The organism is Bacillus sp. FSL R5-0709, from assembly GCF_038004785.1.
Lineage (GTDB): Bacteria > Bacillota > Bacilli > Bacillales > Bacillaceae_G > Bacillus_A > Bacillus_A mycoides.
This window is the reverse complement of record NZ_JBBORT010000001.1, coordinates 5,164,981-5,186,047: the sequence shown is the minus strand read 5'-3', so window position 1 is coordinate 5,186,047 and position 21,067 is coordinate 5,164,981. Positions and strand designations below refer to the sequence as shown.

General features: G+C 33.1%; 16 protein-coding genes and 1 pseudogene. 8 read left to right on the top strand and 9 right to left on the bottom strand.

Features of this window, described 5'->3' with window-relative positions:
• Positions 1-2 precede the first annotated feature (2 nt).
• From lrgB to msrB, 4 genes and pseudogenes are all read left to right on the top strand, one after another.
• A complete protein-coding gene (gene lrgB, locus MKX37_RS26635) occupies positions 3-695 on the top strand; it encodes an antiholin-like protein LrgB (RefSeq protein ID WP_063226005.1) in 693 nt (230 codons plus the stop codon).
• A 334-nt stretch (positions 696-1,029) separates the two neighbouring features.
• Positions 1,030-2,064: an AI-2E family transporter gene (locus tag MKX37_RS26630; RefSeq protein ID WP_002016425.1), complete on the top strand. Its 1,035-nt coding sequence runs from the start codon at positions 1,030-1,032 to the stop codon at positions 2,062-2,064.
• A gap of 101 nt (positions 2,065-2,165) precedes the next feature.
• Positions 2,166-2,633 (top strand): annotated as a pseudogene (gene msrA / locus MKX37_RS27530) (peptide-methionine (S)-S-oxide reductase MsrA); the annotation flags it as partial.
• A gap of 45 nt (positions 2,634-2,678) precedes the next feature.
• A complete protein-coding gene (gene msrB, locus MKX37_RS27525; protein ID WP_370458379.1) occupies positions 2,679-3,131 on the top strand; it encodes a peptide-methionine (R)-S-oxide reductase MsrB in 453 nt (150 codons plus the stop codon).
• Positions 3,132-3,156: 25 nt separating this feature from the next.
• On the opposite strand, the gene MKX37_RS26620 is transcribed toward msrB, so the two are convergent.
• Complete coding sequence (locus MKX37_RS26620) at positions 3,157-6,273, bottom strand: efflux RND transporter permease subunit (RefSeq protein ID WP_078421767.1); 3,117 nt, start codon at positions 6,271-6,273, stop codon at positions 3,157-3,159.
• A 299-nt stretch (positions 6,274-6,572) separates the two neighbouring features.
• On the opposite strand from MKX37_RS26620, the gene MKX37_RS26615 reads away from it, so the two are divergent.
• Entirely contained in the window at positions 6,573-7,454 is an 882-nt protein-coding gene (locus tag MKX37_RS26615) for a TetR/AcrR family transcriptional regulator (protein WP_002167294.1), read from the top strand.
• A gap of 23 nt (positions 7,455-7,477) precedes the next feature.
• Here MKX37_RS26615 and MKX37_RS26610 read toward each other — a convergent pair whose 3' ends face one another.
• A complete protein-coding gene (locus MKX37_RS26610; RefSeq protein WP_002130147.1) occupies positions 7,478-9,031 on the bottom strand; it encodes an ABC-F family ATP-binding cassette domain-containing protein in 1,554 nt (517 codons plus the stop codon).
• 169 nt (positions 9,032-9,200) lie between these two features.
• On the opposite strand from MKX37_RS26610, the gene MKX37_RS26605 reads away from it, so the two are divergent.
• Positions 9,201-9,773 carry a TetR/AcrR family transcriptional regulator gene (locus MKX37_RS26605; RefSeq protein ID WP_002130146.1) on the top strand — a complete coding sequence of 191 codons (573 nt, stop codon included), beginning with the start codon at positions 9,201-9,203 and terminating at the stop codon, positions 9,771-9,773.
• Positions 9,774-9,831: 58 nt separating this feature from the next.
• On the top strand, positions 9,832-10,770 hold the full coding sequence (locus MKX37_RS26600) for an SDR family NAD(P)-dependent oxidoreductase (RefSeq protein WP_078203727.1): 939 nt from the start codon (positions 9,832-9,834) through the stop codon (positions 10,768-10,770).
• 48 nt (positions 10,771-10,818) lie between these two features.
• Here the strand turns inward: MKX37_RS26600 and MKX37_RS26595 are convergent, their stop codons facing one another.
• The 7 genes from MKX37_RS26595 to MKX37_RS26565 form a co-directional block, all read right to left on the bottom strand.
• The gene (locus MKX37_RS26595; RefSeq protein ID WP_002130144.1) at positions 10,819-11,757 is read right to left on the bottom strand and encodes a glycosyltransferase family 2 protein; all 939 of its coding nucleotides are present in this window, start codon (positions 11,755-11,757) and stop codon (positions 10,819-10,821) included.
• 92 nt (positions 11,758-11,849) lie between these two features.
• Entirely contained in the window at positions 11,850-14,522 is a 2,673-nt protein-coding gene (locus MKX37_RS26590; RefSeq protein WP_078421769.1) for a YfhO family protein, read from the bottom strand.
• 321 nt (positions 14,523-14,843) lie between these two features.
• The gene (locus MKX37_RS26585; RefSeq protein WP_002034968.1) at positions 14,844-16,265 is read right to left on the bottom strand and encodes a flippase; all 1,422 of its coding nucleotides are present in this window, start codon (positions 16,263-16,265) and stop codon (positions 14,844-14,846) included.
• 93 nt (positions 16,266-16,358) lie between these two features.
• Positions 16,359-17,339: a glycosyltransferase family 2 protein gene (locus MKX37_RS26580; protein WP_002034967.1), complete on the bottom strand. Its 981-nt coding sequence runs from the start codon at positions 17,337-17,339 to the stop codon at positions 16,359-16,361.
• A 231-nt stretch (positions 17,340-17,570) separates the two neighbouring features.
• A complete protein-coding gene (locus tag MKX37_RS26575; RefSeq protein ID WP_002016417.1) occupies positions 17,571-17,915 on the bottom strand; it encodes a DUF2304 domain-containing protein in 345 nt (114 codons plus the stop codon).
• A 6-nt stretch (positions 17,916-17,921) separates the two neighbouring features.
• Entirely contained in the window at positions 17,922-18,650 is a 729-nt protein-coding gene (locus MKX37_RS26570) for a glycosyltransferase family 2 protein (protein WP_000021472.1), read from the bottom strand.
• A gap of 218 nt (positions 18,651-18,868) precedes the next feature.
• On the bottom strand, positions 18,869-19,381 hold the full coding sequence (locus MKX37_RS26565; protein WP_000412118.1) for an acyl-CoA thioesterase: 513 nt from the start codon (positions 19,379-19,381) through the stop codon (positions 18,869-18,871).
• Positions 19,382-19,747: 366 nt separating this feature from the next.
• On the opposite strand from MKX37_RS26565, the gene MKX37_RS26560 reads away from it, so the two are divergent.
• Positions 19,748-21,061 (top strand): ArnT family glycosyltransferase, encoded by a 1,314-nt coding sequence (locus MKX37_RS26560; RefSeq protein WP_078421770.1) that lies wholly within the window; start codon positions 19,748-19,750, stop codon positions 21,059-21,061.
• The last annotated feature ends 6 nt before the right edge of the window (positions 21,062-21,067 follow it).

Sequence of the window (21,067 nt, the reverse complement as noted above, 5' to 3'; positions counted from 1 at the left end):
ACATGGCAAGCACAATGACTCCATATTTCGGAATCGTCGTTTCATTAATCGCATACGGAATCGGAACATTATTATTTAAGCATTCAAAAGGATTCTTCTTATTCACACCATTATTCGTAGCGATGGTATTAGGGATTGTATTTTTAAAGGTAGGTAACTTTACCTTTGAGGAATATAATACGGGCGGGAAGATGATTAGTTTCTTCTTAGAGCCAGCAACAATCGCCTTTGCAATTCCATTATATAAACAAGTTGATAAGTTAAAAAAATATTGGTGGCAAATTTTATCGGCTATCGTGGTTGGATCTATTTGTTCAGTGGTTGTGGTGTTCATTGTCGCAAAAGCAATTGGTTTAAATACAGCTGTAATGAACTCAATGCTACCACAGGCAGCGACAACAGCAATTGCATTACCAATATCCGAAAGTATCGGTGGTATTCCAGCAATTACATCATTTGCAGTTATTTTTAATGCTGTTATCGTATACGCATTAGGTGCGTTATTCTTAAAAACATTTAGAGTGAAACACCCGATTGCTAAAGGTTTAGCGCTTGGAACAGCAGGACATGCGTTAGGGGTTGCAGTAGGTATCGAAATGGGTGAAGTAGAAGCAGCTATGGCCAGTATCGCTGTGACAGTGGTTGGTGTCGTAACGGTGGTGGTTATTCCAATGTTCATGCCGTTTATTGGATGATAAAACTTACTAAAAAAAATATAAAAGCAAGTTATTTGTAGGACGGATTTCTACTGATAGCTTGCTTTTTATGTTACAGTAGTGGTAAGACCTATTGAAGGATAAAAGTTTCCTTAAATCTTCATTAATACTACGTATAATGCGTTCTGAAATAGGTCATTGTATTGTAAAATAAGAAGTAACATAATATATAGCACAATTAACGGGTGGTTAGGGTTGAATATAAATTGCTCGCAATGGCTTTAATATTAAAGGATAATTATAAGTAGAGAATAGAGAGAGATCTACTTGTTAACGTTTTACTTTATAGGACAGGAGAGAGTACTCGTCGATTATGCAAATAAAAAACCTGTTTCAAAGCAAAGGATTTCAGAGGTTAATCGTATTAGTATTACTTGCTCTCATATTGTATGGGATGCAAAGTATGTTAAATTTAATTTTAATTACGTTTATGTTGACGTATTTAATGGATCGATTCCAAAAGTTTATTTCTCGTAAATTAGATCATTTCATGCCAATTAATCGAAAAATTATTATAGCGCTTTTATATGTAATGTTAGTGGCAGGAATTGCCATTACGCTATTTAAATATTTACCGGTATTAACAATACAAATTTCACAATTGATTTATCAATTTAATGTATTTTTAAGAAATCCACCTGATAGTGAATTAATTAAGTATGCAGTTAATGCTGTTAATCATATGGAGCTTTCTAAATATGTGGGGCAAGGCGTAGACATTTTGTATAAATCTATTACGAATGTTGGGAAATTTGGCCTTCAAGTTTTACTTTCTGTAATTTTAAGCTTATTTTTCTTACTTGAAAAAGCACGTATCGTTGCTTTTACTTCAAAATTTAAAGAAAGCCGACTTGCAATTTTCTATAACGAAATAGAGTATTTCGGAAAGAAATTTGCACGTTCATTTGGAAAAGTAATCGAAGCACAATTTTTAATTGCAATTGTTAACTGTGTTTTATCTGTTATTGCATTATGGATATTAGGATTCCCGCAATTACTAGGTTTAGCGTTAATGATTTTCTTGCTTGGTTTAATTCCAGTGGCGGGTGTTATTATCTCGTTATTCCCACTCTGTATGATTGCTTACAATATTGGCGGTATTATGTATGTCGTTTATATTGTAGTTATCGTAACAGTAATTCATGCACTTGAGAGTTATGTATTAAATCCGAAGTTTATGTCTCAAAAAACAAACTTACCAATCTTCTACACATTTATGATATTAATTTTCTCTGAGCATTTCTTAGGTGTGTGGGGACTTATTATCGGTATTCCAATCTTTATTTTCTTATTAGATGTCTTAGATGTGACAAGTGATGAAATGGAGAAGGACGTTGGAAAAAAATAAAGTGAAGTAAAGAAAAAGCATCGATGTTCGATGCTTTTTCTTTTATAACATGACGTTCCTTATGCCATACTGTAAGGAGAAGATAGAATAGGGGTGAAATAATGGCTGTAAATGAAAAGATAGAGTTAGCTACGTTTGCCGGAGGGTGTTTCTGGTGTATGGTTTCGCCATTTGAAGAGATGGAAGGGATTATACAGGTTGTTTCAGGCTATACAGGTGGCCATAAAGAGGATCCAACGTATAAAGAAGTGTGCTCGGAAACAACTGGGCATTATGAAGCAGTACAAATTACATTTGATGCAAATAAAATGCCGTATGAAGAGTTGTTAAATATATATTGGAGACAAATTGACCCGACTGATATAGGGGGACAATTCCACGACCGTGGACAGTCTTATGAAACGGTGATTTTTTATCATAATGAAGAACAACATAAAAAGGCAGAGGCTTCAAAAGAAGAGCTCGAGAAAAGTGGGAATTTTTCGAAGCCAATTGCGACAAAAATATTGCCAGCTGCTACGTTTTATCCAGCTGAAGAATATCACCAAGGATATTATAAGAAGAATACATTTCGCTATGAGTTATATCGTAAAGGCTCAGGTCGAGATGCTTTTATTAAACAACATTGGCCAAAGAATAATGCTCATTTAAAAGAAAGATTAAACGAGATGCAGTTTTATGTAACACAGGAAAATGGGACAGAACCGCCTTTTCAAAATGAGTATTGGAATCATAAAGAAGAAGGGCTTTATGTAGATATTGTTTCGGGGGAACCATTATTTACTTCTTTCGATAAGTTCGATAGCGGCTGTGGATGGCCGAGTTTTACGAAACCAGTTATGTCAGCTAGTGTGAAAGAAAAAATGGATGTTAGCCATAATATGACGCGTACGGAAGTGAGAAGTAAAGAAGGAGATTCACATCTTGGGCATGTATTTCCAGACGGCCCAGGACAAAACGGCCTTCGTTATTGTATTAATTCGGCAGCGCTACGCTTTATTCAAAAAGAAGATTTAGAAAAAGAAGGATATGGTGATTTCCTAATCTTGTTTGGGAATAAAAAATAACCTCGCAGTCAGCGAGGTTATTTTTTTATTTTACTTTTTTCTTTTTAAATTTGCTTAATGCTTCATAAACGATTGGAACAATAAGAAGTGTTAATAACGTTGAACTTGTTAATCCACCAATTACTGTTACGCCAAGTCCTTTAGAAATTAAGCCGCTACCTTCAAATCCTAATGCAAGCGGGATAAGAGCCCCGATTGTTGCAATTGCAGTCATTAAGATAGGACGCAGGCGTGTTGTACCAGCTTCTAATAATGCTTCACGTGTTGATAGGCCGTCATTTTCTTTATGAATAACACGGTCAATGAGCACGATTGCGTTCGTTACAACGATACCAATTAGCATAAGAGCCCCAATCATCGCAGATACGCTTAACGTTTCGCCAGAGATTAATAAGGCAACGAGTGCACCAATGATTGTGAATGGTAGCGAGAATAAAATTGCGAATGGTGCAAGGGCACCGCCAAATGTAACAACAAGAACGAAGTATACAATGGCAATCGCAGCTAACATCGCTAAGCCAAGTTGTTTGAATGATTCTTGAATATCTTGTGTAACACCACCCATAGAAACATCTATACCAGAAGGAAGATCCATTTTATCTACTTCTTTTTGAACAGCGGCAGATGCTTTTGAAACGTCATCAGATGTTAGTTTTGCACTAACTTCCGCATAAACACGGCCATCACGATGTGTTACTGTGTTAGAAGTTTCACCTTCTTTTACAGTCATAACATCTTTAACAGCAACTTCATTACCAAGTGGTGTTGTAATTTTACGATTTGTTAAGTCATCGATCGTTTCATAGTTTTGTTTTTCAGTTTCTACATATACATTTATATCTTTATTATCTTTTTTAATTGTTGTAAGAACAGGGCGATCATGTTGATTAGAAAGTCCCATTCCAATTTGAGCAGCAGTTAGCCCCATTTTACTTAACTTTTCTTGATCAGCGACTAAAGTATATTCTGCATATGTTTTTGCAACACTAGAGTCTATGTCTTTTAAATCTTTATTTTTCTTCATGATATTTTGAATGTCTTTCACGACAGGCTTAATTTCTTCAGAGCTATCTCCATAAACGTATAGCTTAATTTCGTTACTACCGCCACCTGCTCCGAAATCTTGGTTTTTCCATTCACCTTTTCCAGACATCTTTTGTAAATCTTTAACGACTTGTTCTTTCTCTTTTTCAAAGTTTTTCGTATCGTTATCATATTGAACGAAGAACATCGCTTGATTTGTTTGACCAGGGCTCATTGGGTTTTCGCCGCCTAATGAGAATTGAATCGTTTTGACGTCTTTTTTATCTTGGAAATGCTTTTCAGCTTTCGTTGCAATTTTTTCAACGTCGTCTAACGTTTGACCTGGCTCAGGTTTGTACGTTGCGATAATCATTTTTTCTTCTTCAGATGGTAAGAAGCTGACACCGATGATTGGTACAAGTGCAAGGCTGCCTACTAATAGGAGGACTGTGATACTTGATGTAATAATTTTATGGTTTAACGCCCATTCAAGTATACGTTTATAGCCGTTTGCTAATTTGCTTGGTTTTTCCTCATGATGTACTTCTTTTTCTCTCATGCTTTCCTTCTTAAATAAGGAATGTGCTAGCATCGGCACAATTGTAACTGCCACAAGTAAGGAAGCAAGTAGGGCAAAAACAATTGTTAAAGCAAATGGTAAGAACATTTCACCAATCATACCCTTTACAAGCCCAAGAGGTAAGAATACAGCGATTGTTACAATTGTAGAAGACATAATCGGGATAAACATTTCTTTCGTAGCTTCACGAATTAAATCTTTCCCACGTAATTTCTCTTCTGATAAAGACATACGTCGGTAAATATTTTCAATAACAACAATTGAGTCATCAACAACGCGTCCAATAGCAACTGTCATTGCTCCAAGTGTCATAATGTTAAGGGTAATATCCATTTGTTTTATTACTAAAACTGCAATTAATAAAGAAAGTGGTATAGAAACGACAGAGATTAGTGTTGTTCGAATGTTTCGCAGGAACAACATAATAATAACAATCGCAAAGATAGCACCGAAAATAGCTTTGCTAAGCATTGTTTCGACTGATTTTTCAATAGGCGCACCTTGATCGAATGTTGAAATAATCTCTAAGTCTTTATATTTTTTCTCAAGGTCTTTTACTTTATCTTTAACTGCATTTACAACATCAACTGTATTCGCATCAGCAGCCTTCACAATTTGAATACCGATTGCTTCTTTTCCATTCGTTCGAGAAATGGATTCCGCTTTTCCAACTTCTTTAATATCAGCAATCTCTTCTAATGTAACCGTTGGTATGCCATTCATAGCGGCCGGATTCATCTGTGGTGCTTGTGTTCCAGCACCAGCGTTTTGGCTACCTTGACCATTCGGTGATGAAGGGATAGCTGGAATTTTTAATTCTTTTAATGCTTTAATTGTTGTAATGTTACCATCGACAACAACTGATTTTTCCGTATCTTTAAATGTATATAAGCCAAGTGGTAACGATACGTCCGAACCTTTAACCATATTTTTTACAGTATCTTCACTTAAACCTAATTCTTTCATCTTATCTTTTTTGAAGACAAGCTGTACTTCGTCTACTTGTTGACCTGCGATTTGAACAGATGCGACACCATCAAGTCCTTTTAATCCAGGAACAACATTTTTTTCTACATTTTCTGTTAAGGCAGCTAAAGATTCATTTTTACTCGCTACGCTTAATGAAATAACAGGAAAGGCATTAAAGTTTACTCGTGAGACTTTCGGGTCTTTCACACCTTCTGGCAGTTTCACGTTTGCGAGCGATTCTTTAATTTCCGTTTCGGCTTTTTCCATATTTTTATCAAAATCATATTCTACCTGAATAGAAGATGCGTTTTGATAAGATGATGAACTAACAACGTTTACACCGCTTAAATTTTGGAGTTGCTCTTCCATTGGTTTTGAAATTTTATCAGCTACTTCTTCTGGTGTAGCACCAGGATAAACCGTGGTTACTGTTACAATCGGTGTTGTAATATCAGGAATTGTTTCCAGCTTCATATTGAGTCCAGAATAAATACCCGCAATAGTAACAATAATGGTTAGTAGCCAAACTGCGAACTTATTTTTTAACGTGAAATTGATGATTTTGTTCATGTTTGCGCTCCCTTTTTATTATATTGACCAATCGGTCAGTCTAATACATAATATAACTGACCGATTGGTCAGTCGTCAATGAAAAGAGATGGTATAATAAAATCAAACTGTAAGTAGTCGGTTTCCTATTCTTTTTCTGATCATTGGCTTTTACTAACCGGATTTTATAGATGGAAAGGCTTCTATATAAACCATTTACTCCATTAAATTTTAGATGGGGAGTTTTATTTTCAGTTAATGTGGAATAAAATCAAGTTTGAATTTACATAAGATGCGAGATTAAATTTAGGAGAGAGAATATGAAAGAAAAAGAGCGCTTAATTATAGAGATGGCTATGAGGTTATTTGCAACTAAGGGTGTAAATGCAACGTCAGTACAAGAAATCGTAACCGCATGTGGTATATCAAAAGGAGCTTTTTATTTATATTTCAAATCAAAAGACGAGTTATTATTGGCCACACTTCGATATTATTATGACAAGATTCAGAAGAAAATGCTGGATATTGAAAAAGAATCTTTATTACCACGTGAAAAATTTGAAAAACAATTATATTGTCAGTTTACTGATGTGCAAAAACATAAAGAATTTATTATTATGCATGCAAGAGAAAATGCAATTCCGTTTAATAAAGAAGTAGAAGAGTTTATGATGAGGATGAAATTAGAGTCTCATGCATTTTATCGGAATAGCTTACTGTTCATTTATGGTGAAAAGGTTATTCCATACTTGTTAGATCTAGTAATTATGGTGGAAGGGATATGCCGTGGGTATTTAGAATTAATTATTTTAAATGCACCAGAAATTGATTTGTCCTATGTCTCAGCTTTTATTTTAAAAAGGATAGACAATTTAGTAGAGGGGCTTCTAGAATCTTCGGAGGAACCTGTCCTACATGAAGAGAGACTAGGAGAATTTCTTTGTAGTTCCGAGCTTATTAAGGAACAGGTGAAGGAACATTTTCTAAGTGAAATTATTGTATTTAAACGAACATTAGCTGATCAATTAGAAAATGATGAGTTACTTGTAACTTTAGATGTTTTAGAAGCAGAAATGAGATTGCAAAATCCAAGAATTCCAGTCATTAGAGGTATGCTTGCTAATTTAGCGGTATATCCTAGTTTAAATGAGTTTCGATTGAGGCTTACGGCATACTATAATATAAAAAATCCTTGCATATAGAACGCAAGGATTTTCTATTATAATTAAGAATTATTTTGTGACCATTCTTCAACATTCCAAGTTTTTGTAATCCAGCCTTCATAAAATTCTGGTTCGTGACATACAAGAAGGATTGTCCCTTTATATGCCTTCAGAGCTTTTTGAAGTTCTTCCTTTGCTGTAACATCAAGATGGTTTGTTGGCTCATCAAATAGGATCCAGTTACTTTCTTCACCCATTAACTTACATAAACGAACTTTTGCTTGTTCGCCACCACTTAATTGATTTAGCGGGCGAGAGATATGCTCATTTTTTAATCCGCATTTCGCTAACATTGCACGAACTTGATGTTGGTCCATGCTAGGGAATGTGTTCCAAACGTCATCAATTGGTGTTATATTATCAGCTTTTACTTCTTGCTCGAAGTATGCAGGCTCTAAGAAGTCACCAAGACTTGTTTTACCGCTTAAAGGTTTAATTTTTCCTAAAATCGTTTTTAGTAATGTTGATTTACCAACACCATTACAACCAACGATGGCAATTTTTTCACCGCGTTCAATTGTCATTGTTAGTTTTGGTAATAACGGATGTGTATATCCGATTTCTACATCTTCACCTTCAAAGACGAAACGGCTACTTGCACGACACTCTTTAAATGAGAACTCTGGCTTAATTGCTGTTTCAGGACGATCAATACGCTCCATGCGATCAAGTTGTTTTTGACGACTTTTTGCACGACCTGTCGTTGAATAACGAGCTTTGTTCTTTGCAATAAAGTCTTCCTGCTTTTTAATAAACTCTTTCTGTTTTTCATAAGCATTTATATGTTGATTTTTATTAATTTCGGCTAACTCTAGGAATTTTTCGTATGTCGCTGTATAGCGCGTCATTTTTGTAAATTCTAGATGGAAAATAACATCAACGCATTTGTTCATAAATTCCGTATCATGAGAAATTAATAAGAATGCATGTGGATATTCTTTTAAATAATTAGTTAACCAATGAATATGTTCAACGTCTAAATAGTTAGTAGGCTCATCGAGTAATAACACTTCTGGTTGCTCAAGTAATAGCTTTGCAAGTAATACTTTTGTACGTTGTCCACCACTTAGTGCTGAAACATCACGATCTAAACCGATTGCATCAATTCCAAGACCTCTTGCTGCCTCTTCGATTTTCATATCTAGTAAATAGAAACCACCTGCTTCGAGAGCATCTTGGATTTCTGCCATCTGCTCAAGAAGGTCCTCTAATTCTTCCGGTGTTGCCGTTCCCATTTTTTCTGCAACTTCATTTAAAGCTTTTTCTTTTTCAAATAAAGGTAAAAACGCGTCAGCTAATACATCACGAATTGTGCGACCAGGTGTTAAAATTGTATGCTGGTCTAAGTAACTGTAATTTGTACCAGGTGTCCATTCTACACGGCCTTCATCATGGATAAGTTGACCAGTAATAATATTCATAAATGTTGATTTACCAACACCGTTTGCACCGACTAATCCGACATGTTCTCCTGCTAGTAAACGCATGGATACATCTTTAAATAATGTGCGATCGCCAAATGTATGGCCTAGTTTTTCTACTGTTAATAAGCTCATAGTATCCTCCGTCCAACTTGAAATAGTACCTTGAATCATGATACTAAATTATTGAGTATAATGCTATCCTTTCAAAATGTATCTTTTTGTAAGAAACTAATTGTATTTTTTTGGGAAAAGGTTATAATGTTAATTGAACAGTGGTCAATTAAATTGTGAGGTATGAAAAATGTCGCCAAGAAGGGCAGTTAAACAAGAATTAACGAGAGAAATGATTATGAATGTAGCAAGAGACTTATTTATAAAATTAGGTTATCAGCATACTTCAATGCGTAAAATTGCAACAGAACTAGGATATAGCCATGGTGCCATCTATTATCATTTTAAAAATAAAGCAGAGCTTTTCTATGCGATGGTAGAGCAAGATTTTCAATTGCTAAATCAAAAATTAGATGAGATTAATGATCAAAATTTACCACAAGAGGAACAATTGAAAGCTGTTTTATTTGGTTTTATTGAATTTGGTTTGCAAAATCAAAGTCATTATGAAATCATGTTTTTAATTAGAGATGATGAGTTAAAAGAATGTTTAGCAGATGGCCCAAATGTTAGTTACGAAAAATTTGCTACTGTTGTATCTTCTTTGTGTAATGAGAAGGTAAATGTAATGACAATATGGTCTGTTTTTCTATCATTACATGGGTTTGTGGCACACTATTGTGGGAATGATCAAACATTTGAAGAAGTAAAAGGATTAGCTAAAGTACACGTGGAGTTTATTTCAAAATCACTTCTTATGTAAGTGATTTTCTTTTTAATATTAATTGAACAGCGGTTAATTAATTTAGGGGGGATATATAATGAAAAAAGCTTTAGTGCTAGGAGCATCTGGATCAATGGGGTATGCAATTGTAAAAGAATTATGTAGCAGAGGAATTCATGTAGTGGCCTTTGCGAGGAATAAAGAGAAATTAGAGATATTATTTTCTGGAGAAGAAAATGTGAAAGTTGTAGCGGGAGATGTATTTATACAGGAGGATATAATGGAAGCCGCGAAAGGCGTTGATATTATATTTCATGCTGTAAACATTCCATATTCAGATTGGGAGAAGAAGCAACCAAAATTATTAAAAAATATATTAGAAGTAGCAATGTATTACGACAGTAAGTTAGGGATAGTTGATAATATTTATGCGTATGGGAGGCAAGGGGAAGAACTTGTAGTGGAAGAAGTTAAAAAGGCACCACATACGAAGAAAGGGAAAATTCGGTTACAGCTAGAAATGATGGCAAAACAGGCTCGTGTACAAATGTTTATTGCACATTTTCCTGATTTTTATGGTCCAAATGCAGAAAGTACGCTTGTTCATCATACTTTAAAAGGTGTACTTGCAAATAAGTTATCAAGCTTTGTTGGAGATAAAAAGATTGCTCGTGAATATATTTTCACACCAGACGGTGCAAAAGCAATGGTTGAATTAGCTTTACGTGATGAGGCCTATGGACAAAATTGGAACATACCGGGTTATGGTGTCATTACAGGTGAAGAGATGATTCAACATATACAAGAATTAACGGGATATACAAAACCAGTAATGACAGTAAAAAAAGGTATGATAAATTTAATGGGACTATTTGATAAGCAGATGAAAGAATTTGTGGAAATGCTATATTTGACAGAAAATCCTGTTGTATTAAGCGGAGAGAAATATGAGAGGTATATTGGGAATATACCAAAAACTTCTTATTATAATGGGCTAAAAGAAACGATTATATCTATGCAACATAAAGGTGTGTAAATATTAGTATAAAAAAAGTTACTTCTGTAGGTAGAAGTAACTTTTTTATTATGCTTTTTGTTTGACTTCACTAACTTTCTTTTCAGCTACAATAAAATGTGGTCTACGTTTTGTTTCATAATAAATGCGACCGATGTATTCACCCATAACACCTAGGAAAATGAGTTGAATACCACCAATAAATAATATAGCGGAAATTAAAGTGAAGTATCCTGGGACTTCAACACCACCAACAATAATTTGAATAAATGTAGTAATTACGTATAAAATCCCTAAAATAGTTGTTAATAATCCAAGATATATAGATAGTCTTAATGGTTTATTATTGAATGAGATAACACCATCTATTCCGTAATTTAACAATTTAGAAAAAGTCCACTTACTTTCTCCATCAGAACGTAATACATTTTCATATCCAATAATTAGTTCATTAAATCCAATCCAGGAGAATAAACCTTTTGAGAAGCGATTGTATTCGCTTAAAGATAATAGAGAATCAACAGCTCTTCTACTTAAAAGTCTAAAATCTCCAATGCCGTCTACTAGTTCAATATCTACAAACTTATTCATCACTTTATAGTATAGACGAGAAACGAAAGAGCGAACGGGTGAATCACCTGTTCTTGTTCTTTTTGCAATAACTTGGTCGTAACCTTCGTTATATCCTTCTAACATTTCTTTTATTAGTGTAGGAGGATGTTGCAAATCGGCGTCCATAATAACAACTGCATCACCTGTAGCGTATTTTAAACCAGCTAACATAGCGGCTTCTTTGCCGAAATTCCGACTAAATGATATATAATGAACAGCTGCATCTGAATTTGCCAAATCACGTAGAATATTTAATGTATCATCTTTACTACCATCATTTACAAAAACAAATTCATAATCGGTAGTTAATTTATGAATTTCTAGAGAAGTCTCTGAATAAAAGGCTCGAAGCATCTTTTCTTCATTGTAGCATGGTACGACTATTGAAAGAGTCATTTTTGACCCTCCTTGTTTATAATGGTTAAAACGTTATTTAATATTTTTTATGAAGCTATCCGCTTTGGATAGCTTCATGATTTATTGAGTGCTCATTGCTGCTTTTTAAAAGGCAATTTTCGGCGTCCTTTTTGATTTGTAAAAACTAGTAAGGCTACACAAATAATTAGTGAAATAATTGATATAATCATACCTAATTTAAAGTAAGGTGTAACATAAGTCATTTCGATTACATGTGCTCCTTTTGTAATTGGTACGCCAATAAAGGCAGAATTTGCTTTCATGAATTCTGTTTCTTTTCCATCAACTTTTATAGTCCAACCTTTACTATATGGAACAGATAAATATAGTAATCCATCTTTTTTTGAGTTGATTTCACCTTTTAAATAGTTGTTTTTATAATAAATATTTTGAAGTCTATTTTCAGTTAGTTTTTTTGTTTCTTTTTGTACACCTTCGTAATTTACGATATTTGCTTGTAAGTCTTCAAGTTCGTATTCACCTGGCGCATCAATAGAAATAGTTAGTTGGTCTGGGCGATCGTCTTTACCTAAATTATAAACAAATCTTTCTAAAGGATATGAGTATGCACCAGTGTCTTCACCTTTCCCCATATCTTTCCCGTTAACTACTGCATGGAATGAACCTTTATTTTTTATCTTTAATTCTACAATTAAATCTCCAGGAGTATTAGGATAATTTATAGGTACAATCATATTTCCATTGCCGTGGACAATGAGTTTATTATTCTCTTTTTCCATATTTTCTAGTTGTACTTTTTCCATATTGATAGATACCGCTTTTGAATTAAGGTTCTTTTTATCAAAATGAGTTAATGAAAAGTCTTTTCCATTATTAACGACTACAGCATGTAATAATAATTGGTCACGCTGAGCGAAGTTTAATTTAGAAAATTCTTCTTCACTTATACTAGAATCATATACATACCCTAACGGTAAAGCATAGTCATTTTTGTAAATATTATATGGTCCTACTTGTTTTAATAGTTTATATCCATATGGGATATTTTTTTGATCTGTATCAGCGCTTAGTACACGATATTTTACACCTAACATATTTTCAAGTAGTAGTCGACTATCAACTTGGAAGAACATCGAAGGAGTGTCGAACCCTTGGAATACGTTGTATTTATTTTTCATAAAGTCATGAACATAATAATTAATCAAGCTTTGGTACGTACTTGTACCATGATAACCTTGTAACATTGGTGTGTTATGGGCGCTACCTGGGTTAAGAATACGATAAAAGTCTTTATCATATTCTTGTATATAACGAATGGCAGCAATCTCATCTTTGTTATCATAGCCAGATACATGTAAAGCTTCTTTTGTAGCATTGCTTTGTCCGAAAGCGGTACTAAGTATATTATTAGCATACATGTAATTCATGGAAATTGTACTAACGAGTACGTTCACTACAACTAAAAATTGTATGAAAGGTTTAGAAAGATAACGCCATAAACATACTGTAATGAGAGAAAGAACGATAGTTCCGATTAAAATATTGTCAACTACCTGTAAAGGTTTATCACTTACATTTATATTTACTTTTCTATAAAATGCATAAATGAATAATCCTATTGATACTAATGAACTCATTATATAAGGTAATTTATGTTCTTTCTTATGAACAATCATCCAATCTAAGATGTATGCTATAGTTTGAGCAATTACAAATACAAATAAATAAAGCCATCTATATTGCATTGCTGAGAAACCATTAAATACAGAGTATGTATACGGAAGCATAAACAGAATGAACATGAAAAATGTAAAGAATACTTTATTTTTAACAAGTTTATCACGTATAAACATTCCAAATATGATTAGGAATAAAATTAAAGCTGGTAAAGCTAATTGATGATTTTCAGCATCATATACGAAGAAGATAGTTTCCATTAGATCTTTATAAAATGTATCTTCAAAGAATAAAGGTATATCAAATTTCTTCGTTAACCGATCCGCACTAAATACCGCATTGACTGATGGAATAAAGCAAACTGCAGCCAAGCCAAGTGATAGACCGTATAATAATCCAATTTTAATATAATAGGCTAGAAAAGAGACGATTGTTTTATTTTGCTGTGTGGCAAAGTATTGGAAAAATGCGTAAATGAAAATGAAAATACTTGTGATAAAAGCAAAATAAAAGTTCGATGCTAACATTAAAGTAGCAGCTACTAAGAAAAGTCCACGTTTCTTTTCTATAATATATTTATCAAGTCCCCATATTACTAATGGTAAAAATACGATGGCATCAGCCATGAAATCCCAAAGTAATGAATGGCGCATAAAAGTAATACATCCACCATACATAATAGCAGCAATAAAAGATGAGAAGATTGTTTTATTATGATAACGTAAAGAACCATACATGAATAACATAGCTAAAAAGTTTTTTAAAATACTCATGTATAATTTCATATCATAGATTTGTTCAATATTTAATTTAGGAAGTAACAGCGTAATCCAGAAGAACGGCGCTGTACTGTAATAATAACTAAACTCTCCAAATAAATCTCCACCTAATCCATAATCAAAAGACCAAAAAAGATTACCATCTTTAAAGGCATGTTGCAGGAGAAATGTAAAGAAACCAAATTGGCTTAATGCATCACCTGTACCAGAAAAGATTTGATTAGATGTTAAAAAGAAATAATGAAAAGCAAAAGCACACAATAATAATATCGGAATAATCATTATAGTTTTCTTTGAGAAAATCTTATTGTTCGGCTTTATGCTCATAAAAATTTATAATCCTCCTTCGAAAGTTGTTACATATAAAAACACACCAATTATGAAGGTGTGTTTTTTAGTTTTAGCATAAAAAATATATATTTTTGTTGTATCATATATATTTTACAAGCATTGAGTTTCATAGTTTACTTGTAATTTAGTATAAAGCATTCTCAGAAAGTAAGTCAATTTGACATGGAATATATAGCATTTTTAACCACTGAAAATTCGAGAATAATGAAGTGCAGTCTTCAGAATTTATGTTCTGTAAATGATGGTATATAAAAAGCCAAAAGCTTTTCCATTCTTAATAGGAAAAGCTTTTGGCTTTTAAGCGTTTTTACGAACTAATTTTTTATTTACAAATCCTAAAATCAACCCGCGTATTTGTGGATCAATTGCAAGGCCAATAATACCGTACAATATACCAGTAAGTGTTAGAGCTACCAGTGGTGGTAAGTTAATTAATACTGTGCGGTATAGGGCGTAACTGATTATAAATGCTAGTGTATTAAATACAATCCCTTTGAATAGTAATGTAAATCCTTTACGAACGAATAAAGTAAATCCGATTAATAAAGTAACCTCAGTAATGATAGCAGCGACCGCAGCTCCCATCATTCCAAATTGGCTGCCTAATACGATGTAACTTACGATAGCGACAGCTAATCCAATTCCCATCGTTGTCGCACGCTTCCACTGTTGACCAATAGTTGTTAAATTATCAGCAAGTGGATAGTTGATAGATTGTAAAATAACCATAAAGGCTAAAATTGCAAGAGCATCACCGGCTGGTGCATATTGTTCACCTAATAAAGTAACAATCCAAAAACTTGGATCGGCGATAAATGGGATGGAAATTCCCATTCCTAAGAAAGACATAAGTTTTAATTCGAACTGAGATAGTTTTCTATGTTCATCAATATTCTTTTCATTTCCAAAAGCAAATAACTTTGGATAAAAGGCTGCTGCAATTACGCCCGGTATTTGATAAAGTACAGCAGGTATTTTCGATGCAGCGCCAAAGAATCCAACTTGCTCATATGTTGAGACTTTTTCTAATATAATAGGCCCTAACTGTGGTAAGAGCATAATGATAATGCCATTGATTGTGAAAATGAGCAATTGATCTAAAATGCCTTTATCCCAGCCCTTATGAACTGTTGTATGGCGAATTACCATTATAAAGGCGATAAGTCCTGTTACAAGACTAGATATCCCGTACATGGCAGCAACCATCATAAGTGACCATTTAAAGGACATTCCTAGTAGAAGAGCAGCTGCGGCTGTTACACCTTGTATTACAGAAATAATCGCTGTAAATTGCATGCGTTCTGTTACTTGGAAGTAAGCCATCCCAACACCTTGTAAAGTGGCTCCAAACATTGTCGGCAGTACAACCCAATATACCATCGCACGTAAGTAAGCATCGGGATAGAAGAACTGAGCGAAAATAGCGAAGAGCACAGAAATTACGATAGCTAATACTAAACGAATACGTAAATAACTACTAATTAGTACGCTAATGTTAGCGTTGCTTCTCGTTCCTTCACGCATAAACGTATGTGTCAAACCTGCATCTGTAAAATAACAAATAACAGCGGAAACTGCTAATGCAGTTGTAAACATCCCATAATCCTTTGGTGAAACATATCTTGCAAAGAAAATCGTCGCAATAGCAAGTACAAATCGAACAGTAATATTTCCTACAAATAGGTAGGAGGCGTTTTTAAGGATTTTATTTGTTTTCATGGAACAAGACCTTTCTATTTTTCAGGACGCACTTCGTCCTATTTGTAAATTTGATTTGTTTATGGAAAGTATGTTTAAAAGCGTATTCTTTATTTAAGAAAATATAAACTTTATTCGTACAAACCAAAGCATCGCGTATAGCTTTTTGCTTCGTTTTCCATTTTTCGAATAAATTTTGCGACAATATTTATTTATATCGCCCTTGATTAATTGAACTTGTGATTTATCTAACTTAGAGCTTCCTTTAATGTATATACAAGCATTGTTAATGACTGTATATGGGAATAGATAAGTTTCAAGGATTTCAATAAGTTCTGTAGAATCATTCACGATTAAGTCTTTTGATTTATTATGAACCCAATCTTTCATTCGATTAAACACTTCTAATTCTTTTGCTGTTTTTAATTCATAATCTTTATACTTTGAAGAAAGATTTCCTTCTGATAAGATTCGATAATATGTTAAATATTCATCTACATAGCATACATTTGTAACGCTCATTAATTTAAATAGAAATTCTAAGTCTTCTCCCCAGCTACATCCTGGTGTGAAACGAATATTATGATCCATCACGATAGATCTTTTGAAAATCCAAGTGCTCGTCTGAGCAACAACTTGATGCGTTAAGAAAGCTTTTGTCATATCACCTTTAATAAAGTTTGTCGTGTGCTCAATTTTTTCACCAGTCTCTTCGTAAAAGTTCATATAGCCACAATAACAAGCGTTCATGTTGTTTTTATGCATGCTTTCAACTTGTTTTTCGATTTTTGTTGGATTCCATAAATCATCACTATCAAGAAAAGCAACATATTCTCCGCTAGCATTTTCAATTCCTGTATTACGAGCAACAGAAACACCTTGATTTTCTTGAGGGACGTATTTTATTTGTCCTGGGTACTTTTGTACAAGATTTTTTACGATAGAAGGTGATTGATCTTTGCTTCCATCATCTACAATTACAATTTCAATGTTTTTATATGTTTGATCTAGTATTGATTGCATCGTTTCTTCAATATATTTTTCCGTATTATACAGAGGTATGACAACGGAAACGAGTTGTTTTTGTTCCATCATAGAGTTTTTATCTCCTCAAATTTTTTATGTTTTGTACCATATATACAAGCCTTTTGAAAGGAAGAAGACTACAAGAACATCTGTATAAGTTTAACGCATATAAACTTTGTAAATCAACTTTCTATTGTGGTATCTCTTATAATTAGAAAGAAATAATTTGAAATGATAAAAGCTCCTGAATTTTTCAAGCAAAATTCAGGAGCTTTTATATATTAGTATTTAGTTAGGAAGTTATTCTTTATCTGTTATCTTTAATTTTTGTTTTAATAATGCATAATCTTGCGTTAATGTTACAAGTTGATGGTGTAATTTGGAGATTTTTCTCGTCAGGTCAAAAATTAAGATAAAACAGAATAATAGTCCGAATAAGAATAAAATGGACGGAGGATATTCTACTTTTAATAGTTTTCCAATCCAATTTATAATTTTATCCGTAGAACTTAAAATAGCCATTGCAACACAAACGAAAATCCATAAAATAGCATATTTTGTTTCTAAAGTCCCACGACGAATGGAATTAATAATTAAGAAGAATAGTAATAAAATAAAGATAAATGAAAAGGTAATTATATGCATTTATTATCAACCTTTCACGATTTTTTGCATCAATATAGCAAGACTTACCTTCACCATGTAATATGCAGATTTAAGGGGAGTGATGGAAGATTGTCCACCTTGCCGCTCTTGCATATTTACAGATATTTCATTAATGCGGAGTTTTTTCTTTTTTAAATGAATAAGGACTTCTGGCTCCGGATAATCTTTTGGATAATTGTGTGCAAAAATCTTAATTACTTCTCGATTGATAGCACGATACCCAGAAGTTGGATCCATAAATGTTTGTTTTGTTAGTACTTTCAATAGAGCGGTAAAATAAAAAATACCGATTCTTCGGGAAATACTACCTTTATATGCTGTTTTTTCTGTAAAACGTGAACCAAGCACCATATCGCATTGATCCTCGGCAATAGGCTGTATGATTTTGTATAAATCATCAGGATTATGTTGTCCATCAGCATCGAACTGAATCGCAATATCATATCCGTTCTCATAAGCGTATTTATATCCAGTTTGTACAGCTGAACCGATACCTAGATTATATGGTAAATTAACAAGATGAACAGGGAAATCTTTTACGATTTGAGCTGTTTTATCTTTTGATCCATCATTAATAACGCAAATGCTTAATGCTGTAAAATGCTGTTTTAGTTCTAATAATCTTGTTAATGTATCTGCAATTGCTTCTTCCTCGTTATACGCTGGAATAATAATTAACGTTTTTGGTATTGAAATTGGTACCTCAATAGACATTACCGCACCATCCCTTATATACTTAATCGTATTATGGTTATTTTTAAACGAACATTATTTAATATACCATTAATAGTATAACAAAATAAAGGAAAAGCTGATGGGTGATTTTAGGGAACAGGCATAGAATAAAAATGCTAAGGCTTAACACTTTATTATAATAAAAAATACATGCAAGGAAGAAAAAACCTGTGCATGTATAAGATAAAATCCTAATGTTACATATTCCAAGGCTTACTTAAAGTTAACACTTCAGCCATTTCTTTACTTTTTAAACGTCCTTTTTTTCTATTTTCGGCACGCTCTGAACCAGTTGTATGTAGCCAATGTTCTTCCTCTGTTTCAGGAATTACTTGTGGTACAGATGAAGGTTTTCCATCTTTTAATGCGACAAATGTAATGAAACACGTTGCGGCCATTCTACGCTCGCCTGCTAGTAGATCCTCTGCAATTACTTTTACGAAAACTTCCATTGAAGATTTTCCTGTATAACATACGAATGCTTCATAACAAACAGAATCTGCTTGGTGAATTGGAGTTAAAAAATCAACGGAATCGATAGATGCTGTTACGCAATGTTTGCGGCTGTGTCTCGCAGCTGCAATTGAAGCTATACTATCAATTTCTGCTAATAATTTCCCCCCGAAAAGTGTTTGGTGATTATTTAAATCGTTAGGAAAAACACGTGTTGTTTTAATTGCTTTTGATTCTCGCATGAATTTCTTTTCCATATATTCATCCCCTATTTTCTGTTTTCAATCAGAGTGACATGTGTAAGTGGAGTACCCATATTAGATATTTAATGAAGTAAAGTGTTCCAAAAGAGGATTATCCCACTATTTGCGGGCTAATAGTCAGTGGGGGATGAACAAAACCCCCGTGGATTAAAGTTTCACTTTATTGAAATTTCTGTATTTGTATTCATGTAACTGAAAGAAAATTTATCATATATAAAATGTAGTGTAAAAGAGGATTCGCTTACATTGCAAGTGAAAAAGTAATGACTATGTATTTGTCATAGAAATTCCCTATTAACCTTGTGCTTATTCATGATAGAATCATTTTGTTATGAATGGAAGTAGAGGTGCAATGGACATATGAATCATATAAGAACAAATTTTTCGTCTTTCTTCAGTAAAATAATGATTGGTGCGATGCTCGCATTTTTTGTCTATAGTTGTTGGTCGGCTTTTGAAACAAGTAAGCAATTTTTTGGAGGAAGTACAACAAGTATAACAATTGTATTAGTGATTTTTGTTATTCTTATTTTGTTAGTAGCATCAATTTTGCAATATCGTTTTACAGATAAACAATTTCTTGTTTTTCTTATGAGCATATCTACAGTTGTAAGACTTATCACAGTTCTATTTGTAGATGTTCCAATGATAGGTGATATGAAAGCTATGTATGAGTCTGCAAAGCAGATTGCAATTGGCAATAATATAGAAAATATAGTACAGTTACCTTTTATTATTTATGAATCAATCATCATTCGTATATTTGGTGATACGGTATTCGCTTTACAATTATTTAATATTTTATTTTGTACAGGAACTGCATTTTTCATTTATCGCATTGCGTCAATGGTCTTTGGAGAAGAGTGTGGTCGTATTGCATCAATGTTTTACGCTTTATATATTCCAAATATATTTATGAGTTCTGTATTAACGGCGGAATCACTCGCAATATTTTTATTTTATTGTGCTTGTTACATATTTTTATATAAGGGATTAGACCATCCTTATATGTGGGTAATTTCAGCCATTTTATTTGCGCTTAGCAATATGATTTTCCCAATGGGGTTATTTTTACCTATTTTTATAGTTGTATATGTGCTGTTAATTGAATTATTTCAATCAGCAACGAAACAAAAATTACTATTAAAAATGATGGGAATACTTATTCTGTTTTATAGTACTCATTTTGGTGTGAGCTATGGTATCAAGATGATGGGAATGTCACAGTATACGATTTCTAATCAGACTTATGTTCAATCTGTTTTAATTGGAAAAAGTCAAAATGAAGAAAAAACATCCAAAAATAAAAGTGTAAAAGAGCACATTGATCAAGAGTTAAAAGAAATGGAAGTAGAAAGATTTAAACTGTTAAAACCAGTTATTAACCAGCTTTCAGACGAGGGAATAAATTCTATTATTTTTAAATGTGAAAAGCTTATATATATAGTGGTGACATTATTTATGGCCATAGCTTTATTACATTTTCTAATTAAGAAACAGCAAAATGAAGGATATATGTTGTTTGTATTATTAATTACCGGATACGTGTCGTTAAGGCTCTTCCGAGTAGATATGGCATATTATAATATTATTATGCCAGCTTTGTTTATTTTACAAAGCTTTGGTGTTTATATGAGTTATTTTTATTGCCAAAAAATATTTTTCAGAAAATAAAAGAAT